This window comes from Natronomonas salina (genome assembly GCF_013391105.1).
Classification (GTDB): Archaea; Halobacteriota; Halobacteria; order Halobacteriales; family Haloarculaceae; genus Natronomonas; species Natronomonas salina.
Genome location: NZ_CP058335.1, coordinates 2,050,508 through 2,070,429 on the forward strand (window position 1 = coordinate 2,050,508; position 19,922 = coordinate 2,070,429).

22 protein-coding genes are annotated in these 19,922 nt (G+C 71.2%); 16 read left to right on the forward strand and 6 right to left on the reverse strand.

Features of this window, described 5'->3' with window-relative positions:
• The first annotated feature begins 107 nt into the window (after positions 1-107).
• The 4 genes from HWV07_RS10805 (at position 108) to HWV07_RS10820 (ending at position 4,198) form a co-directional block, all read left to right on the forward strand.
• Positions 108-530 (forward strand): DUF7344 domain-containing protein, encoded by a 423-nt coding sequence (locus HWV07_RS10805; protein WP_178334309.1) that lies wholly within the window; start codon positions 108-110, stop codon positions 528-530.
• A complete protein-coding gene (locus HWV07_RS10810; protein WP_178334310.1) occupies positions 527-1,234 on the forward strand; it encodes a DICT sensory domain-containing protein in 708 nt (235 codons plus the stop codon). Before HWV07_RS10805 ends, HWV07_RS10810 begins: the two co-directional genes overlap by 4 nt.
• A gap of 121 nt (positions 1,235-1,355) precedes the next feature.
• A complete protein-coding gene (locus HWV07_RS10815) occupies positions 1,356-3,476 on the forward strand; it encodes an ATP-dependent DNA helicase (protein WP_246279878.1) in 2,121 nt (706 codons plus the stop codon).
• Positions 3,477-3,478: 2 nt separating this feature from the next.
• Positions 3,479-4,198, forward strand: coding sequence for an HNH endonuclease (locus HWV07_RS10820; RefSeq protein ID WP_178334312.1), 720 nt, complete (start codon positions 3,479-3,481; stop codon positions 4,196-4,198).
• Between the two features lie 33 nt (positions 4,199-4,231).
• On the opposite strand, the gene HWV07_RS10825 is transcribed toward HWV07_RS10820, so the two are convergent.
• Together HWV07_RS10825 and HWV07_RS10830 are read right to left on the reverse strand one after the other, a co-directional pair.
• Positions 4,232-4,717, reverse strand: coding sequence for a 2'-5' RNA ligase family protein (locus HWV07_RS10825; RefSeq protein ID WP_178334313.1), 486 nt, complete (start codon positions 4,715-4,717; stop codon positions 4,232-4,234).
• Positions 4,717-4,902 (reverse strand): DUF7554 family protein, encoded by a 186-nt coding sequence (locus HWV07_RS10830; RefSeq protein WP_178334314.1) that lies wholly within the window; start codon positions 4,900-4,902, stop codon positions 4,717-4,719. The genes HWV07_RS10825 and HWV07_RS10830 overlap by 1 nt, the downstream gene beginning before the upstream one ends.
• 88 nt (positions 4,903-4,990) lie before the next feature.
• Between HWV07_RS10830 and HWV07_RS10835 the strand changes: the two genes are divergently transcribed.
• From HWV07_RS10835 to argF, 10 genes are all read left to right on the forward strand, one after another.
• On the forward strand, positions 4,991-5,776 hold the full coding sequence (locus HWV07_RS10835) for a DUF7345 domain-containing protein (protein WP_178334315.1): 786 nt from the start codon (positions 4,991-4,993) through the stop codon (positions 5,774-5,776).
• A 269-nt stretch (positions 5,777-6,045) separates the two neighbouring features.
• A complete protein-coding gene (locus HWV07_RS10840) occupies positions 6,046-7,254 on the forward strand; it encodes an argininosuccinate synthase (RefSeq protein WP_178334316.1) in 1,209 nt (402 codons plus the stop codon).
• 3 nt (positions 7,255-7,257) lie between these two features.
• Positions 7,258-8,778, forward strand: coding sequence for an argininosuccinate lyase (argH, locus tag HWV07_RS10845; protein WP_178334317.1), 1,521 nt, complete (start codon positions 7,258-7,260; stop codon positions 8,776-8,778).
• 187 nt (positions 8,779-8,965) lie between these two features.
• Entirely contained in the window at positions 8,966-9,130 is a 165-nt protein-coding gene (lysW, locus tag HWV07_RS10850) for a lysine biosynthesis protein LysW (RefSeq protein ID WP_178334318.1), read from the forward strand.
• 113 nt (positions 9,131-9,243) lie between these two features.
• The gene (lysX, locus tag HWV07_RS10855; RefSeq protein ID WP_178334319.1) at positions 9,244-10,107 is read left to right on the forward strand and encodes a lysine biosynthesis protein LysX; all 864 of its coding nucleotides are present in this window, start codon (positions 9,244-9,246) and stop codon (positions 10,105-10,107) included.
• On the forward strand, positions 10,104-11,147 hold the full coding sequence (gene argC / locus HWV07_RS10860) for an N-acetyl-gamma-glutamyl-phosphate reductase (RefSeq protein WP_178334320.1): 1,044 nt from the start codon (positions 10,104-10,106) through the stop codon (positions 11,145-11,147). The genes lysX and argC overlap by 4 nt, the downstream gene beginning before the upstream one ends.
• Before the next feature lies 1 nt (position 11,148).
• Positions 11,149-12,000: an acetylglutamate/acetylaminoadipate kinase gene (locus tag HWV07_RS10865; RefSeq protein WP_178334321.1), complete on the forward strand. Its 852-nt coding sequence runs from the start codon at positions 11,149-11,151 to the stop codon at positions 11,998-12,000.
• Complete coding sequence (locus HWV07_RS10870) at positions 11,997-13,124, forward strand: aspartate aminotransferase family protein (protein WP_178334322.1); 1,128 nt, start codon at positions 11,997-11,999, stop codon at positions 13,122-13,124. The genes HWV07_RS10865 and HWV07_RS10870 overlap by 4 nt, the downstream gene beginning before the upstream one ends.
• The gene (locus tag HWV07_RS10875) at positions 13,121-14,200 is read left to right on the forward strand and encodes a [LysW]-lysine hydrolase (RefSeq protein WP_178334323.1); all 1,080 of its coding nucleotides are present in this window, start codon (positions 13,121-13,123) and stop codon (positions 14,198-14,200) included. The genes HWV07_RS10870 and HWV07_RS10875 overlap by 4 nt, the downstream gene beginning before the upstream one ends.
• Positions 14,197-15,090, forward strand: coding sequence for an ornithine carbamoyltransferase (argF, locus tag HWV07_RS10880; protein WP_178334324.1), 894 nt, complete (start codon positions 14,197-14,199; stop codon positions 15,088-15,090). Before HWV07_RS10875 ends, argF begins: the two co-directional genes overlap by 4 nt.
• Before the next feature lie 91 nt (positions 15,091-15,181).
• On the opposite strand, the gene pdxT is transcribed toward argF, so the two are convergent.
• Together pdxT and HWV07_RS10890 are read right to left on the reverse strand one after the other, a co-directional pair.
• Complete coding sequence (pdxT, locus tag HWV07_RS10885) at positions 15,182-15,760, reverse strand: pyridoxal 5'-phosphate synthase glutaminase subunit PdxT (protein ID WP_178334325.1); 579 nt, start codon at positions 15,758-15,760, stop codon at positions 15,182-15,184.
• A gap of 53 nt (positions 15,761-15,813) precedes the next feature.
• Positions 15,814-16,779, reverse strand: a complete 966-nt coding sequence (locus tag HWV07_RS10890; RefSeq protein ID WP_178334326.1) for a cation diffusion facilitator family transporter — start codon at positions 16,777-16,779, stop codon at positions 15,814-15,816.
• 86 nt (positions 16,780-16,865) lie between these two features.
• Between HWV07_RS10890 and HWV07_RS10895 the strand changes: the two genes are divergently transcribed.
• Positions 16,866-17,387: a metallophosphoesterase gene (locus HWV07_RS10895; protein ID WP_178334327.1), complete on the forward strand. Its 522-nt coding sequence runs from the start codon at positions 16,866-16,868 to the stop codon at positions 17,385-17,387.
• Positions 17,388-17,659: 272 nt separating this feature from the next.
• Here the strand turns inward: HWV07_RS10895 and HWV07_RS10900 are convergent, their stop codons facing one another.
• A complete protein-coding gene (locus HWV07_RS10900; protein WP_178334328.1) occupies positions 17,660-18,529 on the reverse strand; it encodes an ArsR/SmtB family transcription factor in 870 nt (289 codons plus the stop codon).
• Positions 18,530-18,674: 145 nt separating this feature from the next.
• Here HWV07_RS10900 and HWV07_RS10905 point away from each other — a divergent pair, with 145 nt between their 5' ends.
• Positions 18,675-18,872: a DUF7859 family protein gene (locus tag HWV07_RS10905; protein WP_178332312.1), complete on the forward strand. Its 198-nt coding sequence runs from the start codon at positions 18,675-18,677 to the stop codon at positions 18,870-18,872.
• A gap of 7 nt (positions 18,873-18,879) precedes the next feature.
• On the opposite strand, the gene HWV07_RS10910 is transcribed toward HWV07_RS10905, so the two are convergent.
• Positions 18,880-19,884, reverse strand: coding sequence for a threonine aldolase family protein (locus HWV07_RS10910; RefSeq protein WP_178334329.1), 1,005 nt, complete (start codon positions 19,882-19,884; stop codon positions 18,880-18,882).
• Between the last annotated feature and the right edge of the window lie 38 nt (positions 19,885-19,922).

The following is a 19,922-nucleotide window of genomic DNA, read 5'->3' on the forward strand; positions in this document are numbered from 1 at the left end:
AGTAGCCGTTGCAGCACCCGGCGAGTATCTTCTCACCCGGCCGCCACGTAATCTGAAGACAAGTTGGCCAGTGAACATTTTTGGGCTTCCGAGTGCTACCGCTACCCATGAGGGGTGGCGGATTCGACGACGGATCGACGGACCGCGGCGAGGAGCCCGAGGACGGGGCTCCCGACCTCGACGAGTTCCACCAGTTGCTGTGTTCGGCCTCGCGACGCCGGATCCTCTACTACCTCCAGGAGCACCCCGAGATCCCCCTGGAGGAGCTGAGCGACGTCGTCGCGGGCTGGAAGGCCGTCGAGGAGAACACCGTGGTCGGCCCGCGCGAGCGGGACCGCATCAGGGTCTCCCTGCACCACACTGACGTCCCCCGACTCGCCGACAGCGACGTGGTCGCGTACGACCGAGAGAACCGTGAGGTGTCCCTGCAACCGCTCCCCGAGCCGCTCTCGCGGATCCTCCGGGAGTCCCGCGAGTACGAGCGCGAGCGTCGATCCGCCGGGGCCGACGAGGCCCTCCCGGAGCCATGACGCTCGAGGCACTCTTCGAGGAGGTCGACCGGCCCCGCAAGGAGTTCGTCGTCTACACCGGCGCGTCGGACGCCGACGTCGTCGAGCGGTTCGCGGCCCGGAACGCCGACGTCGAACACCGGACGCTCCCCGACGAGGACGCCGAGGGGTTCCTCGTGGTCCGCGAGCGCGGCGGCTTCGCGGGCGCGCTGCCGGTCGCCGAGTTGCGCCGGCTGTTCGAGGCCGCCATCCTGGACCCCTGGGACCTCGAGAACGTCGACGAGGACCACCGCGCGCTGTTCGACCTGCTGGACGGGACGGTGTTCGCCTCCCTCGACCGCCGGCGGATGCTCGCCGCGTCCCGCGAGGTCGAGGAGCACGCCTGGCGGGTCGGCGCCGGGACGCTGTGCGCCGGCTTCCAGACGGCCGCCGCCTTCGGCAAGCAGCGCCGGGTCTACGAGCGGCTGGCCGACGAGACGGCGCTCGATATCCACGCCTACGCCGGGACCGTCCCCGACGACGCCCACGCCGGCATCGCGTTCCACACGGAACCGGCGTCGGTGGTCGAGGGCTTCTGGTTCGTCGCGTTCGACGGCTGCGGCGACGACGCCCGGAAGTGCGCGGTCGTCGGCCGCCAGCGGCACGCCGAGACGTACGCGGGTTTCTGGACCTACGACCCGGGGACCGTCCAGGCGGTGTTCGACGCCGTGCCGACGGGCCGATAACTTCCGGTCCGGCCGGCGAACCCTTTTATTCGAGAACGACCCAACGACGGGTGTGTCACAGTCGGACGGCCACCGGCGGTTCTTCCCTTACGACGAGCCGTACGACCACCAGACGGACGCGATGGGGCGGATCCGCGAGGCGCTCGTCGAGGAGCGGGACGTCCTCTTCGAGGGCGCCTGCGGGACCGGCAAGACCCTCGCGTCGCTGACGCCCGCACTGGAGTACGGGCGGGCAGCCGGCAAGACCGTCGTCATCACCACGAACGTCCACCAGCAGACCCGGCAGTTCATCGAGGAGGCCCGCGCCATCAACGCCCAGGAACCCATCCGCTCGGTCGTCTTCCGGGGGAAGGCGTCGATGTGCCACATCGACGTCGGCTACGAGGAGTGCCAGGCGCTGCGCGATACGACCCGCGACCTCGTCGACAAGCAGCAGGACATCGCCGAACTCGAGGAGCGCGAAGAGGAACTCCTCGAGGCCAGCCAGGACGGCGACGGCGAGGCCGCCCAGGCCCGCGGCGCCGTCGTGGAGGAGATCGAGGACCTCGAGGCCGGCATCGAAGCCCTCCAGGAGGAGCGGAACGTCTGCGAGCGGTACTACAACAACCTCACCGGGAACACCGACGAGTTCTACTCGTGGCTCTACGACGACGTCCGGACGCCCGACGAGATCTACGAGCAGGCCCACGAGATGGACCTCTGCGGCTACGAGCTCCTGAAGGACGGCATGGAGGGCGTCGACCTCGTCATCTGCAACTACCACCACCTGCTCGACCCGATGATCCGCGAGCAGTTCTTCCGGTGGCTCGGCCGCGAGCCCGAGGACGTCATCGTCGTCTTCGACGAGGCGCACAACGTCGCCGACGCGGCCCGCGACCACGCCACCCGGACGCTCGCCGAGCGGACCCTCGACGGCGCGCTGGACGAACTCGAGGAGTGCGACGACGCCCGCGCCGACCCCGCGGCGAACGTCCTCCGGGCGTTCCGGACCGCGCTCGTCGACACCTACGAGGGCTCCTTCGGCTTCGGCGACCGCGAGGGCGTCGGCGAGGAGTGGGAGGACGTCTCCATCGACAGCGACGAGGGCCGCGACGACCTCTCGGTGGCGTTCCTCCAGGAGTACACCGGCCAGGGCTTCGACGCCGACCTCGAGCAGGCGCTCGCGCTCGGCGAGGAGCTGGACCGCCGCTACGAGCAGGCGTACAAGGACGGCGAGGCCACCACGCGGAAGGACTGCCCGACGCTGACCGCCGCCTCGTTCGTCGAGGACTGGATGGAGTCCAGCGTCGAACCCGGCCAGTACCCCGTCCTGGGCGTCCGGCGCACCGAGACCGGGGTCGTGGGACGCGCGGAGCTGTACACCTGCCTGCCCCGGCAGGTGACCGAGCCGCTGTTCGAGGAGCTGCACTCGACCATCCTGATGAGCGCGACGCTGCGCCCGTTCGACGTCACCGAGGACGTCCTCGGGCTCGACGACCCGCTCACGATGGCCTACGGCGAGCAGTTCCCCGAGGAGCGACGCCGCACCTACGCCGTCGAGACGCCCGCGCTGTTCGCCAGCAAGCGCGACGACCCCGCCGTCCAGGAGACCGTCGGCGACACCCTCGAGGACGTCGTCCGGTTCACGCCGGGCAACACCCTCGCGTTCTTCCCCAGCTACGCCGAAGCGGAGCGCTACTACCACCGCTTCGCCGGCGACGCGACGCCCTACCTCGACGAGCCCGGCAAACGGGCCGAGGACCTCCGCCAGGAGTTCGTCGCCGACGACGACGCGGTGCTGTTCACCTCGCTATGGGGCACCCTCGCGGAGGGCGTCAGCTTCGACGACGACGACGCCCGCAGCGTCGCGGTCGTCGGCGTCCCGTACCCGCACCTCGACGACCGGATGGAGGCCGTCCAGCGCGCCTACCAGGGTGCCTTCGGCGAGGACGAACGCGGCGCGAGCGACGCGGACGGCGACGCCGGCTGGCGCTACGCCGTGGAGATCCCCACCGTGCGGAAGACCCGGCAGGCCCTCGGCCGGGTCGTCCGGTCGCCGGAGGACTTCGGCGTCCGCGTGCTGATCGACGAGCGGTACACCCAGTCGAACCGCGTCGACCTCGGCGACTACAGCGTCTACCCCGCCTTCCCGCCGGAGGAGCGCAGCGAGCACGTCGACGTCGCTCCCGAGAAGCTGAAGTTCGCGATGCTGAACTTCTACGGCGACCTCGACGCCTGGGACGGCGACCCGCCGACGCCGTAGCCGTGGACCTCGACCCCCGTCCCGAGCGCCGCCGCACCCGCGACGGCGAAGGCCCGCGCTGGGACGCCGTCCGCGAGGCGGCCCTCGAACGCGACGACCGCACCTGCCAGCGCTGCGGCTACCGGCGACGACAGCGGCCGGGCGACCCCGAGCGCGACCTGGAGGTCCACGACACCGCCGGCTTCAGCGGCCAGGCGTCGCTGGCGGACCTCGACCGCCTCGTGACCGTCTGCCGGCCGTGCCACGCGACGCTGCACCCGGACGACCCCGCCTACCGCGACCTCGCGGAGGGAGCGCCGCTGTTCCCCCGGCCCGACGCGCCGCCCGCGGTCGCGACGATGCGAACGGAGCGCCAGCACGTCTGCCAGCGCTGCCAGCGCATGGTCGACTCGGCGACCGACCTCGCGGCCTACGTGCCCATAGACGGCGGGACCTACGTCCTCTGTGAACCCTGCGCCGGCGCGTTGCTGGCGGCCGGCTACGACCCCGCGGACTTCGAGGTGGCCGGCGAGCTGGACGTCGCGGCGCTGGAATCGCGGGCCCCGGATGCCCCGGTCCGGCCGGCGCTGTTCGCCACCGGGCCGGTCCGGGCGCTCCGGCCGCCGGAGACCGGCCTCGAGCGACTCCTCTTCGACACGCCGCTTCGGTACGTCGTGAACCCGTTCGGCCTGACCGCGCTGTTCATCCTCGTCGGCGTCTTCCTGTCGTTCTGGCTGTTCTGACGCCGGCGTCCGGATGGTACTCCAGCGGGCTCCCTAGGCGGGCAGGGAGATCCGCTCGACGGGCTCGCCGTAGCCGGCGGACCAGACGAAGACGGCGTCGACGGTCCACTCGTACTCGACCTCCCGGCCCAGCAGCCGGTGGGCGTCGCCGCCGCGGGCGATGGTGACGTGGGGGTCGTACTCGTCGGCCTCGAGGCCGGGGACGGGGTCGAACCGCTCGCAGAGGGCGGCGTGCAGGCGGCGGAGCCCGGGCGACTCGACGACGAGGTACGCGACGGGGGCGTTCCCGGTCGGCGGGTCCTGGAACAGGTCGACGCCATCGATGCGGGCGGCGAAGGGGGGAATCCCCGCGATGGCGTCGCGGACCTCCCGGGCGAACGTCCGCGGGTCGCCGTCGCCGAAGCGCTTGGCGACGAGCGTGTGGCGGTCCCGCCGGTCGGCGTCGATGAGCTCGGCGGCGAGCCCGCGGGCGAGCCGGGAGACCTCCGCCGGGACGGGGACGTTGCAGCTGTAGTTCACTAGATGTAGTCCAGGAAGTACGCGACGATGAGCGCGACGATCAGCAGCCCGAGGACGGACCCGAGCGCGCTGAAGGCGAACTCGAGGAGGTCGATGGCGATCTGGACGCCGATCCAGACGATGACGAGCACCAGGACGATCTTCAGCAGGTCCTCGACGTCCAGGTCCGCCCGGTCGGGGAGCATACCGGTGGGTCGGACGGGGGTGCGCAAAAGCGCTACGGCCGAGCGGCGAGCGAAACCGATTTGTCACTCGACGGTACACGACAGAGGCATGCGACACGCTCTCACGCTCGGTGCGCTCCTCCTGGTCTGTCTGACCTGCTTCGTCGGCGTCGGCGCCGCCGCCCACGAGGAGCCCGACCGGACGGGCATCTTCGGGGTCGAACTCGACGCCGACGGCAACGCGACCGTCTACAACGTCACCGCCTACGACCTCTCGAACGACGCCGAGCGCCAGCAGTACGGGGCGTTCGCCGACAACGAGACCGCCCAGGTGGAGTGGCGGGACATCGTCGCCCGGAACCTCCGGGAGGCGGCCGCCACCGGCCGGAACGCGACGGACCTGGAGATGCGCATCCGGAACGTCTCGGTCAGGACGTACACGGTGGTCCACGAGGCCGACAACGAGACCACCGAGTACGGCCGCGTCGAGGTCCGCGCCGAGTGGGACCACCTCGCCTACCACAGCGGCGCGTACGAACTCGAGGGCAGAGACCGGAACTGGGTGCTCGTCACCGAGCCGTTCCGGAGCGGCTTCGAGCCGGGGCCGACGCGCGTCGCGGTCCACGGCCCGGAGGGCTACGAGCGGAGCGTCGACTCCCAGCCGCCGCAGATCCGGGCCCAGCGGAACAGCATGCTGTGGAACCCCCAGACGTCCAACTTCTCGAACTTCTACGCCGAGTTCCGCGAGGTCCAGGACGGCGGGTCGAACGGCGGCAGCGGGGCCGGCGACGGCGACGACTGGCTGGCCGGGAGCGGCGACTTCCTCACGGCGCTGCTCGTCGCGTTGATTCCGGTGGCGCTCGTGTTGCTCGCGGTGCGGCGGCGGCGCGCCTGACCCCCGCCGTGGCACGGTCGTCACGGCACCGTCTGGCACGGTTCTCTCGGCGTTTCGCAAGCGTTTAATAGCACACTGGGGATAGAGACGAGTACATGACGCCGACTCACCGCCACGGCACGGCCGCTCCCAGCGGTGGGTCCACCCTTCTCTCGCGACCGCGACGACCGGGCCGTCAGGCCCGATAGTACTCACTTCCCACGTCGCGCTCGCCCGGCTTCCAACGATACCCGTCCGGTTGACGGTCCACCGATCTGAACCCCACACCAATGTCCAACAACGACAACGAACGCGTCGCGCTCGCCTTCTCGGGCGGGCTCGACACGACGGTCTGCGTCCCGCTGCTCGAAGAGGAGTACGGCTACGACGAGGTCATCGGCGTCACCGTCGACGTCGGCCAGCCAGCCGAGGAGTTCGCCGAGGCCGAGGAGACGGCCGAGGCGCTGAACCTCGAGCACTACGTCGTCGACGCGAAAGACGAGTTCGCCGACCTCTGTTTCGACGCCGTCCGCGCGAACGCCTCCTACCAGGGCTACCCCCTCGGCACCGCCCTGGCCCGCCCCGTCATCGCCAAGGCGATCCTCGAGGTCGCCGAAGAACAGGGCTGTACCGGCCTCGCGCACGGCTGCACCGGCAAGGGCAACGACCAGCTCCGCTTCGAGGCCGTCTGGCGCGACTCCGACCTGGAGGTCATCGCCCCGGTCCGCGAACTCGGCCTCACCCGCGAGTTCGAACAGGAGTACGCCGCCGAGCGCGACCTGCCCGTCGAGGGCGGCGACGAGGGCAAGTACAGCATCGACACGAACCTCTGGAGCCGCTCCATCGAGGGCTCCGAACTCGAGGAGCCGAGCTACGTCCCGCCGGAGGACATCTACCAGTGGACGACGGCGCCGACCGGCGAGACCGAGGAGATCCAGATCGGCTTCGAGGACGGCTACCCCGTCAGCCTGAACGGCAGCGAGATGGCGCCCGTCGAACTGATCGAGGAGCTGAACGACCTCGCGGGCGACTACGGCGTCGGCCGCTCCGACATCATGGAGGACCGGATGCTCGGGCTGAAGGTCCGCGAGAACTACGAGCACCCCGCCGCGACGGTGCTGCTGAACGCCCACCGGGCGCTGGAGGACCTCGTGCTCACCAAGGAGGAGCGCGCCTTCAAGAAGCAGATCGACCACGAGTGGTCCGAGAAGGGCTACCAGGGGCTCGTGAACGCGCCGCTCGTCGGTGCCCTCGAGGGCTTCATCGACGAGACCCAGACCCGCGTGACCGGCACGGTGACCGTCCGCCTCGAGGGCGGGCAAGCCCGCCCGGTCGGCCGCGACTCGACGTACGCGGTCTACTCCGCGGAGGCGGCCTCGTTCAACACCGAGGACGTCACCGGCGGCATCGAGCAGAACGACGCCACCGGCGTCGCGAAGTACCACGGCTTCCAGGAGCGCCTGGCCAACCGCGTCATCGACAGCCAGAACGAGGAGTAGACGATGACCGAACAGGGAGACGAATCGCGAGACGTCGGAAGCGAGGCGCCACGCGCCTCGGAGCAATCGAGCGGGGAGCGGAGCGACCCGCGAGACGTGGTCCGCCGCGACCGCTTCAGCGGCGGGCCCGCCCGCGGGTTCCTCTCGAGCCTCGCGGCCGACGAGCGCATCTTCGCGGCGGACCTGGCGGTCGACCGCGCCCACGTGGTGATGCTCGCCGAGCAGGGCATCGTCGACGACGCGGACGCCGCCGCCATCCTGGAGGCGCTCGACGACGTCGAGACCGCGGGCCACGGCGCGCTGCCGGACGGCGAGGACGTCCACGCGGCCATCGAGACGGCCGTCATCGAGCGCGTCGGCGAGCGCGGCGGGAAGATGCACACCGCCCGCTCGCGCAACGACGAGGTCGCGACCTGCATCCGCCACCGCCTGCGCGAGGACGTCCTCGACGCCGCGGAGACGGCCATCGAGGCCCGCGAGGTGCTGACGGAGGTCGCCGAGGCCCACGCCGGGACGGTGATGCCGGGCTTCACGCACCTCCAGCCCGCCCAGCCCACCACCGTCGGCCACTACCTGCTGTCCTACGAGTCGGCGCTGGCCCGCGACACCGAGCGCCTGCTGGACGCCTACGACCGGGTCAATCGCTCGCCGCTGGGCGCCGCCGCGTTCGCGGGGACGCCCTTCGATATCGACCGCGAGCGCACCGCGGGGCTGCTCGGATTCGAGGGCGTCGTCGAGAACTCGATGGACGCCTCGTCGGCACGGGACTTCCTCGTCGAGACGACGAGCGCGGTCGCGACGCTGGCGACGACGCTGTCCGGGCTCGCGGAGGACCTCGTGGTCTTCTCGAACAAGGGCTACGTCGAGCTATCCGACGACTACTCGTCGACCTCGTCGATCATGCCCCAGAAGAAGAACCCCGACACGATGGAGCTGGTCCGGGCGAGCGCGGGCGACGCGGCGGCGGGGCTGAACGCCCTGCTGTCCATCCTCAAGGGGCTGCCGCGGGCGTACAACCGCGACCTGCAGCGCGCCCACCCGCACGCCTTCGACGCCGTCGACGCGGTGACCGAGGCCACCGGGGTCGCGGCCGGCGCGGTCGCGACAGCCGACTGGAAGGCGGCGACGTTGGCCGAGGCGGCCGGCGAGGGCTTCTCGACGGCGACGGGCGTCGCCGACCTGCTGGCGATGGAGGGACTCCCGTTCCGGACGGCCCACGAGATGGTAGCTCACGCAGCGGAGCACGGCAGCGACTACGAGGCCCTCGACGACGCGGCCCGGGAGGTCCTCGGCCACCCCCTCGACGAGCGCGTCGACCGCGAGGCCGTCGAGGCGGCGCTGGACCCCGAGCGGAGCGTCGCCTCCCGGGACTCGCTGGGCGGGCCCGCGCCCGAGGCCGTCGAGGCGGCGCTGGATCGGACGCTCGACGACATCGGCGCCGACGTGGACGCCCTGGAGGACCGGCGCACGGCGCTGTCGGCGGCCGCCGACGAACTCAGCGAGGAGGTGGCCGGCTATGCGTGACCGGCGACAGGACCCGCGGCCGCGACCGCCGTCCCCCCTCGGGGACGTAGTACCACATTTCTGATATGCAACCGCAGCCGAACGCCCGATACGCCCTCTCGACGCCGGTAGAGTCGAGTACGCGTTGTTAATCTATTCTGACAAGTTCGAAGGCTTTAAGTGAATCCGACGGCGAGTAGGAGGTACGATGACAGAATGTCCCGAGTGCGGGGCCGACCTGGACCTGCACGACGACCTGGAAGTGGGAGAGATCGTCGACTGTGCGACCTGCGGTGCCGAGCTCGAAGTCGTCGGGGACGACCCCGTCGAGCTCGAGACGGCGCCCGAACTGGAAGAGGACTGGGGGGAGTAAGGTAATGCACGTCGGCGCAGTCCGCCAATCGAGCGCGGAGACGGGGGGCCGAAGATGAACGCCGGAGCGCCGGCGGCGCTCCGAGCTCACGGCGCACCGCGGGGTGGTCCGCCGTGAACGTCGGCGTCCTCTACTCGCGTATCCGCCGCGACGAGAAGCTCCTGCTGCGCGAGCTCCGCGACCGCGGCCACGAGGTGACGAAGATCGACGTCCGCAAGGAGCGCTTCGGCGTCCACGACGCGCCGGAGGCCTTCGACGACGTCGACATCGCCGTCGACCGCTGTCTCGCGACGAGCCGGTCGCGGTACGTCTCCCGGTTCGTCGACGCATACGGCATCCCGGTCGTCAACGGGCCGGAGACCGCGGCGATCTGCGCCGACAAGGCACGGAACAGCCTCGTCCTCGCCGAGGCGGGCATCCCGACGCCCGACACCGAGGTGGCGTTCACCAAGGAGTCCGCCCTCGAGTCCATCGAGCACTTCGGCTACCCCTGCGTGCTGAAGCCCGTCGTCGGGTCGTGGGGGCGGCTGATGGCGAAGATCGACTCCCGGTCGGCCGCCGAGGCCATCCTCGAGCACAAGGAGACGCTCGGCCACTACGAGCACAAGGTGTTCTACATCCAGGAGTTCGTCGAGAAGCCCGGCCGCGACATCCGCGTCGTCGCCACCGACGGCGAACCCGTCGCGGCGATGGCCCGCTCGTCGGACCACTGGCTCACCAACGCCGCGAAGGGCGCCGAGACCGAGGAACTCGAGGTCACCGACGAGATGGCCGACCTGGTCGAGCGCGCCTCCGACGCCGTCGGCGGTGGCCTGCTCGGCGTCGACCTCATGGAGACCGGCGACTCCTTCACGGTCCACGAGGTCAACCACACCGTCGAGTTCAAGGCGCTCAACGAGGTCACCGAGGTCGACGTCCCCGCGACGGTCGTCGACTGGCTCGAGGCGAAGGTCCGCGACGTGGAGGTGACGGCGTGACCGCCAGCTACGAGGCGAGCGTCGTCGGCGGCAGCGGCTTCACCGGCGGCGAACTCCTCCGCATCCTCGAGGGCCACCCCGAGTTCAGGGTCGCGCAGGCGACGAGCCGCAGCTACGAGAACAAGACCGTCGGCTCCGTCCACCCGAACCTCCGGGGGATGGACCTCCGTTTCTCCAGCCCCGAGGACCTCGAATCGGTCGACGTCCTGTTCGCGTGTACGCCCCACGGCGTCTCGATGGAGCACATCGACGCCTTCCAGGCGGCCGCGGACACCGTCGTCGACCTAAGCGCGGACTTCAGACTCGACAGCGAGGAGCAGTACGACGAGTGGTACGACGGCCACGACCGGCCGGGGCTGCTGGCGGACTCGGAGTACGCGCTGCCGGAGCTCAACCGAGAGAACCTCCCCGGCGCGGACCTCATCGCGTCGGGCGGCTGCAACGCCACCGCGGCGATAATGGGCCTGAAGCCGCTGTTCGACGCCGACATCCTCTCCGGCGAGGAGCAGATCGTCGTCGACGTGAAGGTCGGCTCCTCGGAGGGCGGCGCCGGCGGCGGCGACGCCTCCTCCCACCCCGAGCGCTCGGGCGTCGTCCGCCCGTACGCGCCGACGGGGCACCGCCACGAGGCCGAGATCGAGCAGTTCCTCGGCACGCAGGTCTCCTTCACCGCCCACGCGGTGGACATGACCCGCGGCGCCTCGGCGACCTGCCACGTCTACCCCGGCGAGCCCGTCTCGAAGGGCGACCTCTGGGGCGCTTACCGCGGCAGCTACGAGGACGAGCCGTTCGTCCGCCTCGTCGCCGGCGGCTCCGGGGTGTACCGCTACCCCGAACCGAAGGCCGTGGCGGGGTCGAACTACGCGGAGGTCGGCTTCGAGCTGGACCCGCGGAACAAGCGGATCGTCGTCTTCTCGGCCATCGACAACATGATGAAGGGGTCGGCCGGCCAGGCCGTCCACGCGGCCAACGTCGCGCTCGGCCTCGAGGAGACGGCGGGCCTGGAGTTCACGGGGCTGCACCCCGTGGGAGCGCCGTGAGATGACCGAGCAGGACGGACCCGTCGTCGTCAAGATCGGCGGCGCCCGCGCCGTCGAACCCGAGGGCGCGCTCGCCGATATCGCCGCCCTGGTCGACGAGGGGACGGACGTCGCCGTCGTCCACGGCGGGTCGACCGCGGTCGACGACGCCCTCGAGCAGATGGGCATGGAACCGGAGTACGTCGAGACGCCCAGCGGCGTCGTCGGCCGGTTCACCGACGCGGAGACGATGGACGTGTTCAAGATGGCGATGGCCGGCCTCGTCAACACCGACCTCGTGACGGGGCTGCAGGAGCAGGGCGTCGACGCGGTCGGCCTCTCGGGCGTCGACGGCCAGCTGTTCTACGGCCCCCGGAAGTCCGCCGTCCGGGTCGTCGAGGACGGCAAGAAGAAGATCCGCCGCGGCGACCACTCCGGGAAGATCGAGGCGGTCAACGGCGACCTGCTGGAGACCCTCCTCGCCGACGGCTACACGCCGGTCGCCTCCCCGCCGATGCTCGCCGACGACGGCGTCGCGGTGAACACGGACGCCGACCGCACGTCCGCGGCCGTGGCGGGCGAACTCGGCGGGACGCTCGTCTCGCTGACCGACGTCGAGGGCGTCTACCGCGACCCCGACGACCCCTCGACGCTCATCGAGCGCGTCGAGACCCCCGAACAGTACGACGAACTGACCGACGCCGCGGAGGGCTTCATGGGCCGGAAGGTCATGGCGGCGACGGAGGCCCTGGAGGCCGGCGCGCAACGCGTCGTCGTCGCCAGCGCCAACGCCGACAGCCCGGTCCGGTCGGCCGTCGACGGCGGCGGCACGCACGTCCTGCCCGGCGCACTCGCGGCCCAGTCAGAACAATGAGCGGCTTCGTCTTCTCCGAGAAACCCATCGGCATCGACCGCGGCGAGGACGTCTACCTCTACGCGAAGAACGGCACGGAGTACCTGGACTTCGGCGCGAGCTACGCCTGCGCCCCGGTCGGTCACTGCCACCCCGAGGTCGTCGAGGCGACGACCGAGCAGGTCGAGCGCCTGATGTACGTCCAGGCGTCGTACCCCAACGCCGCGCGGACGGCGCTGTACGACCAGCTCGCCGACCTCGCGCCGGGCGATATCGACAACGTCTGGCTCTGTAACTCCGGTACCGAGGCCAACGAGGCCGCGCTGAAGTTCTCGCGGCACGCCACCGGCCGCTCGAAGATCGTCGCGACGATGCAGGGGTTCCACGGCCGGACGATGGGCTCGCTGGCGACGACCTGGAAGCAGAAGTACAAGGACGGGTTCGGCCCGCTGGCCGGCGACGTGGAGTTCGTCCCGTACGGCGACGCCGACGAGATGCGCGAGGCCGTCGACGAGGAGACCGCGGCGGTCGTCCTCGAACCGGTGCAGGGCGAGGGCGGCGTCAACCCCGCCTCCTCGGCGTACCTCCAGGCCGTCCGCGAGGCCACCGACGAGGCCGGCGCGGCGATGATCCTCGACGAGATCCAGACCGGCCTCGGCCGGACGGGGTCGCTGTGGGCCGCCGACGCCCACGGCGTCGTTCCGGACGTCCTGACGACCGCGAAGGGTCTCGGCAGCGGCCTGCCCATCGGCGCGACGCTCGTGAAGGACTGGATCGCCGAGGACTGCGGCAACCACGGCTCGACGTTCTCCGGCGGCCCGGTCGCGACGGCCGCCGCCGGCGCGACGCTGGACGTCCTCACCCGCGAGGGGCTGCCGGGCCACGCCGCCGCGATCGGCGAGTACCTCGTCGGCGAACTCGAGTCCGCGCTCGGCCACGCCGTCCGGGAGGTCCGCGGCGAGGGCCTCATGGTCGGCGTCGAGGTCAAGCGCGGCGCCAACCCCATCCTGCGGGACCTCGCGATGGACCACCAGGTCCTCGCGCTGCCCGCGGGCCGCAGCGTCGTGCGCCTGCTGCCGCCGCTGACCGTCGAGCGCGAGCACGTCGACGCGGTGGTCGACGCCCTGGAGGACGTCATCGCATGAGCGACGCCGACGGAGCCGCCCCGGAGGACGGCGCCGCCGAGGTCGAGGCGGACGAGGAGGCGCGGGAGCTGCTGGAGACGCTCGTCTCCATCCCCTCGCCGACGCCGGAGGAGCGCGAGTGCGCAGAGGCGCTCGTCGCGTTCTTCGAGGAGCGTGGCCGCGAGGCCCACCTCGACGACGTCGGCAACGTCCGCGCGCCGGCCGACGACTCGGTGCTGTACACCTCCCACGTCGACACCGTTCCGGGCGACATCCCGGTCCGGGTCGAGGAGGGAGAGGACGGCCCCGAGCTGTGGGGCCGCGGCTCCGTCGACGCGAAGGGACCGCTGGCCGCGCTGGCCGTCGCCGCCGTCCGGACCGGCGTCTCGTTCGTCGGCGTCGTCGGCGAGGAGGTCGACTCCCGCGGCGCCCGCCACCTGATCGAGGACCGCGCGGAGCCCGACGCCGTCGTCAACGGCGAGCCCTCCGGCTGGGACGGCATCACGCTCGGTTACCGCGGCATCCTGCAGGGCACCTACGTCGCCACCTCCGAGTCCGGCCACACCTCCCGGCCGGAGAACAACGCCATCCAGGACGCCATCTCGTGGTGGTCGGCCGTCGAGACGAAGTTCGACACCGACGACTACGAGCCCGTCTTCGAGCGCGTGACGCCCAAGCCCGTCAAAATCGAGGGCGGCGTCAGCGACGACGGCCTCGCCGTGGAGTCGACGCTCGACGTCCAGCTCCGGGTACCCCCGGAGTTCTCGACCGACGAGGTGCGGGAGCGCGCCGACGCCGAACTCGGGGCCGGCACCGTCAACTGGAAGGACTCGGTCGAGCCGACGATGCAGAGCCCCCGGACCGACGTCGCGCGGGCGTTCCGCGTCGCCATCCGGCAGGCCGGCGGCGACCCGCGGCTGCTCCGGAAGACCGGCACCGCCGACATGAACATCTTCGCCGGCGCCTGGGACTGCCCGATGGCGACCTACGGCCCCGGCGACTCGGACCTCGACCACGCACCGGACGAGCACCTGCCCCTGCGCGAACTCGACCGCGCGGTCGCGGTGCTCGAAGCCGTCGCGGAGGACCTGCAATGAACTTCCTGAACATCGACGACCTGACGCGCGAACAGCTCTCGGAGGTCATGACCTGCGCGGTCGACCTCAAGGAGAAGCACGCCCGCGGGAAGACCGGCGACGCCATGGAGGGCCGGAGCCTCGCGATGATCTTCGAGAAGCCCTCGACGCGGACGCGGGTGTCCTTCGAGACCGGCGCCACCCAGCTCGGCGGCCACGCCATCTTCCTCGGGCCCGACGACATCCACCTCGGACACGGCGAGCCCGTCAAGGACACCGCCCGCGCGCTGTCGCGGTACGTCGACGTCATCATGGCCCGCGTGTTCGACCACGCCGACGTCGAGGAGCTCGCCGAGTACGCCGAGGTCCCCGTCGTCAACGGCCTCACCGACGACGCCCACCCCTGCCAGACGCTCGCCGACCTCCTGACGATCCGCGAGCGCTTCGACGGCTTCGACGCCCGCGTCGCCTGGGTCGGCGACGGCAACAACGTCTGCCAGTCGTTCGTCCTCGGCGCCGCCATCGTCGGCCTCGACCTCGTCGTCGCCACCCCCGAGGAGTACGACGTCGACGACGAGGTCCTCGAGCGCGCCGAAGCACTAGGCTCCCGGCCCGAGACCACCACCGACCCCCGGGCCGCCGTCGACGGCGCCGACATCGTCTACACCGACGTCTGGGTCAGCATGGGCCAGGAGTCCGAGCGCGCCGAGAAGCTCGAGGTCTTCAACGACGGCGACTTCCAGGTCGACGAGGAGCTGCTGGGCGACCGCCTGCTCATGCACTGCCTGCCCGCCCACCGCGGCGAGGAGGTCACCGACGCCGTCATCGAGAGCGACAACTCCATCGTCTGGGACCAGGCGGAGAACCGGCTGCACGCCCAGAAGGGCCTGCTGACGTACCTGCTGGACTAGGAGAATTTCTTCCCGTATTCGAGTCCACTCCAGTAGCACGACCTCGGGCGCCCTCGGCGCGCTCACGCGAGGACCTATCGAAACGGCCGAGCTACTCGAAGAAGGCGAGCCCGTGCAGCCGGGAGTCCTCGGTCAGTTCGGGGTGGAACGACGTCCCCAGCACGTTCCCTTGCTGCACGGCCACGGGACGCCCGTCCACGGAGGCCAGCACCTCGACGTCGCCGCCGACCTCGTCGATCACGGGAGCGCGGATGAAGACGGCGGGGAACGGCTCGTCGAGGCCCGTGATATCCAGGTGGGCCTCGAAGCTGTCCTTCTGGCGGCCGAATGCGTTGCGGTCGACCGAGACGTCGAGGACGTCCAGCGTCGCGACGCGGTCGTCCTTGGCGTCGCGGCTGGCGACGATGAGGCCGGCGCAGGTCGCGAGCAGGGGGTCGCCGTCGGCGACGTGGGCGCGGATCTCCTCGTCGATCCCCTCGTCACGGAGGAGGCGGGAGATGGTCGTCGACTCCCCGCCCGGCATCAGCAGGAGGTCGCAGTCGGGGACGGAGCCGGCGGTGCGGATCTCCTCGACTTCGACGGACTCGCCGTGGCGGTCGGCGGCCCGGCGGATGGCGGCGGCGTGTTCGGCGACGTCGCCCTGGACGGCGATGACGCCCGCGCGGAGCATACCCGCTTTTGTCGACACGAGGGGAAAAACTGCTCGAAAGCGGCGGGGGACCGCTACCGCTCGGGCTCGATGTAGATGGTCTTCACGCGGCCGTCGCGCTCGCGCAGGTCGGCTTCGATGGCCCCGATGGCCTCGTCGACGGCGGCGGTGTCCAGACCCGGATCGAAGCTCACGTCGGCGGTCACGAGGAGCTGCTGGGCGCCGACGAACATGGTCCGGAAGTCGTCGACGCGGACGACCGCATCGTTGGACTCGACGGCCGCCCGGAGCTCGCCCTCGACCGACTCGTGGAGGCTCTCGCCGAGGATGAGTCGCTTGTTCTCGACGGCGAGCAGCACCGCGAAGCACATCAGCAGCACGCCGATGACGATGGCGCCGAGGGCGTCGAAGACGGGGTTGCCGGTGACGCGGTAGGCGGTGATGCCGACCAGGGCGACGACGAGGCCGACCAGCGCGACGGTGTCCTCGGTGAAGGCGGTGAGCGTCGTGATGTCGCTGGTGCGGTCGAACGTCTCGCGGTAGCCCGACCAGCCGTACTCCTGCATCTGCCGCTTGAGCTCGGCGCGGGCCTTCACGAACGCCCACGTCTCGAAGACGATGGCGCCGAGCAGGATGACCACCGAGATCCAGAAGGGGTCGACCGGCGTGGGGATGTCGACGGTGAACCCGAGGAACTCGGCGGCGCCGGCTTCGGGTTCGTGGCCGCCGGCCTGCAGCTCGTGGTAGCCGTGCTTGAGGCTCTCCCAGCCGGCGATGCCGAACAGCAGCACCGACACCAGGAACGCGTAGAAGAACTGCGCCTTCCCGTAGCCGAAGGGGTGGGCCTGCGTCGCCTCCTGGCCGCTGTACTTGATGCCGACGAGCAGCAGCACCTGGTTGCCCGTATCTGAGATCGAGTGATACGTCTCGGCCAGCATCGACGGGCTCCCGGTCAGCAGGAACCCGACGAACTTCAGGACGGCGATGCCGCCGTTGGCGAACATCGCCGCGAGGACGACGCCGGTACTGCCACCTGCCATGTAACCACCGTCCCACGGCAGCCACAAAGCCGTTGCTCCGTCGCCGGAAGCGGTGGCGTAATGGCGGGGGGCGCCGAACCGCCGCCATGCTCGCCGTCCTCTCGGACACGCACGGTCGCGACGGCCCGCGCCTCGAGGGGCGGACCGCGGCGGCCGTCGACGAGGCCGACCTCGTGATCCACGCCGGCGACTTCATGTCCGTCGACGTCCTCGAGGCCTTCGAGGCCCGCTGCGACCTCCGCGCCGTCCACGGCAACAACGACCCGCCGGCCGTCCGCGACCGCGTCCCCGCGGAGCGACTCGTCGAGTGGGCCGGCCTCCGGATCGCCGTCGCCCACGGCCACGACCACAGCGAGACCGCCCTGGCGATGCTGGGTCGACAGTCCAGCGCCGACCTCGTGGTGTTCGGCCATTCCCACGACCCCGGATACACAGACGGACCCGTCCCGATGCTGAACCCCGGCAGCCACGCCGACCCGCGGTGGAACCGCCCGGGGCACGCGGAACTGGAGTGGGACGACGACGGCCTCGCCCGCGGCCGCCTCGTCGAACCCGACGGCGAGGTGTTCGACCGCTTCACCGTCGCGAAGCGGTCTCCGGAGGGATGAGCGGTCGCTGCTGAGGTCGAGCGGTCACGTTCCGGACGACGGTGCCACTACTCGAGCGGAGTCGACACCGGAACCGAATGGCAGGGAGGGTCGTGCGCCGAACGCCGAGAGGGCCGAAGGGGCGGGCACCACATGCCTCGGAGGGCCGAAGCGTTCAGCGCATCCGGGCAGAAGGCCGGGTGTGATAAGGGACCACCGTAAGGTCAAAACGCCGTTTTACCTACCGGAATCGCGATCCGGAAGAGAGCCGGAAGAGAGCCGGAACGGGCTGCTCAGGGCCGGGCGCGCAGGTACGTCATCGCCACGACCAGCGTCAGCACGGTCGCGCCGCCGAGGAAGAACGCCAGCCCCGGCGGGAGGCCGGAACCGACGGCGACGTCGAGGAATCCGAGTACGTCCCCAGCGTCGCCCGTCGGGGTGGGCGTCGGCGTCGCCTCCCGGACGGTCTCCGTGGCGGTCTCCAGCCCGTCGGTCGCGACCCCCCCGCCGTCCGTGGTGTCGGCGCCGGACTCCGTCGGCGTCGACGCGGCGCCGTCCATCGTCTCCGCGTCCTCCGCGGCGGGCGTTGTGTCGGTCCCCCGGGCGTCGAACGCCCCGGCGTCGCCGGCGTCGTCGCTGCCCCCGTCCGGAGTCGCCGTCTGCGACGGGGTCGGCGTCGGGGTCGCCGTCCCGCCGGCCGGCGCCGCGTCCTCGCCGCCGCTGCCGAGGAGTCGCTGCCCGAACACCTGCTGGATGGCGAGCGACCCGAGCGCCAGGGCCGCGAAGCCGCCGAACAGCCGCGAGAGCGCGGCGCGGAGCCCGGAGGCCCGCTCCTTCTCGCCGGCGAAGATGACCAGCGGGCTGTCGGCGGGGCCGTACACCCGCATCTCGCGGCCCTTCTCGGAGTAGGCGGTGCCGACGACCTCGATGGCGCCGGCGTCCTCGAGGTTCTCGAGGTGGTACTGGGCGTTCTGCAGCGACGTGTCGACACGGTCGGCGAGCTCGCCGGGCGGCGCCGGCTCCTCGTGGAGTTCGGCGAGCAGCTTCCGCGCCGTCGCCGAGGAGAGGGCGGCCATCAGGTCGTCGGCCTCCTCGCTGTCGAGGCCGACGACCCGCGGCTCGCCGTCCGGGGCGACGTCCGGACTGGAGGGCAGGAGGCTCATTTGCCCCCCGTTTCGAGTCGTCCGGCATGAGTTTTTAGGAATTCAACGGTATAGTCGGTGGAATTATCCCCGGCGATCGCCGGCTCACCGGCGAGACCTCTCGGGAGGCCGAAACGATTTTAGAGTGGCGCCGCAATCGGCGGGTATGCTCCCGACGATCGCGTCGTCGTCGCGCCTCGCCGCCGGAGTGGCGCTGCCGCCCGCGCAGCTGCCCGGCGACGTCGACCCGGTCCTCGTCGGCATCATCGCGGTGCTGCTCATCATCGTCTTCATGTTCTTCCTGCTGGTCCGCCGGACTCTCAAGAGCTTCACCCAGGGGATGCGCGAGGGGCGGAAGCGGTAGGCGGCCCCTACAGCGCCTCGATCCGCCGGATCGCCGCCTCGACGTCCGCCTCGTCGACGTCCAGGTGGGTGCAGAACCGCACGACCTTCTCGCCGAACGGGACGCCGAGGACGTCCTGCTCCGCGCAGCGCTCGAGGAACGCCTCCGCCGGCTCGTCGGTCTCGACGAGCACGATGTTCGTCTCCGGCTCGCGGGCGCGCAGGCCGTCGACCGCGTCGAGGCCCGCCGCCAGCCGCTCGGCGTTGGCGTGGTCGTCGGCGAGGCGCTCGCGGTTCTCCAGGGCGACGAGCCCCGGCGCCGCGACGATCCCAGCCTGCCGCATCCCGCCGCCGAGCAGCTTCCTGACGCGGCGGGCCTCGGCGATAAACGCCTCGCTGCCCGCGAGCATCGACCCGACGGGCGCGCCCAGTCCCTTCGAGAGACAGCACATCACCGAGTCGACCTCGCGGGCCAGCCGGGCGGCGTCGGTGTCGAGCGCCGCCGCGGCGTTGAACAGCCGCGCGCCGTCGAGGTGGACCGGGACGCCGCGCTCGTGGGCGGCCGCGCAGGCGGCGTCGATCCGCTCGGCGGCGATTGCCGTCCCGCCCTTGCTGTTGTGCGTGTTCTCGAGGCAGAGCAGGCCGATCCCGGGCCGGTGGTCGTCGGCCTCGACGTAGCCCTCGACGACGGCCGCTGGCGTGACGACGCCCCGTTCCCCGCCGTCGACGGTCCGGACCTGCAGCCCGGAGTGCTGGGCCAGCCCGCCCAACTCCCACTTGTAGACGTGGCTCTCACGCTCGACGAGCGCCTCCTGGCCGTGCTCGGTGTGGACGCGAGCGGCGACCTGGTTGCCCATCGTTCCCGACGGCACGAACAGCGCCGCCTCCTTGCCGACGACGTCGGCGAAGGCGGCCTCGAGTTCGTTGACGGTCGGGTCCTCGCCGTAGACGTCGTCGCCCACCTCGGCGTCGGCCGCCGACTCCCGCATTCCCAGCGACGGCCGCGTCACCGTGTCGCTCCGCAGGTCTATCATACCCGTACGCGGCGCGCCGGCGCCTTAGCGGTGGCGGG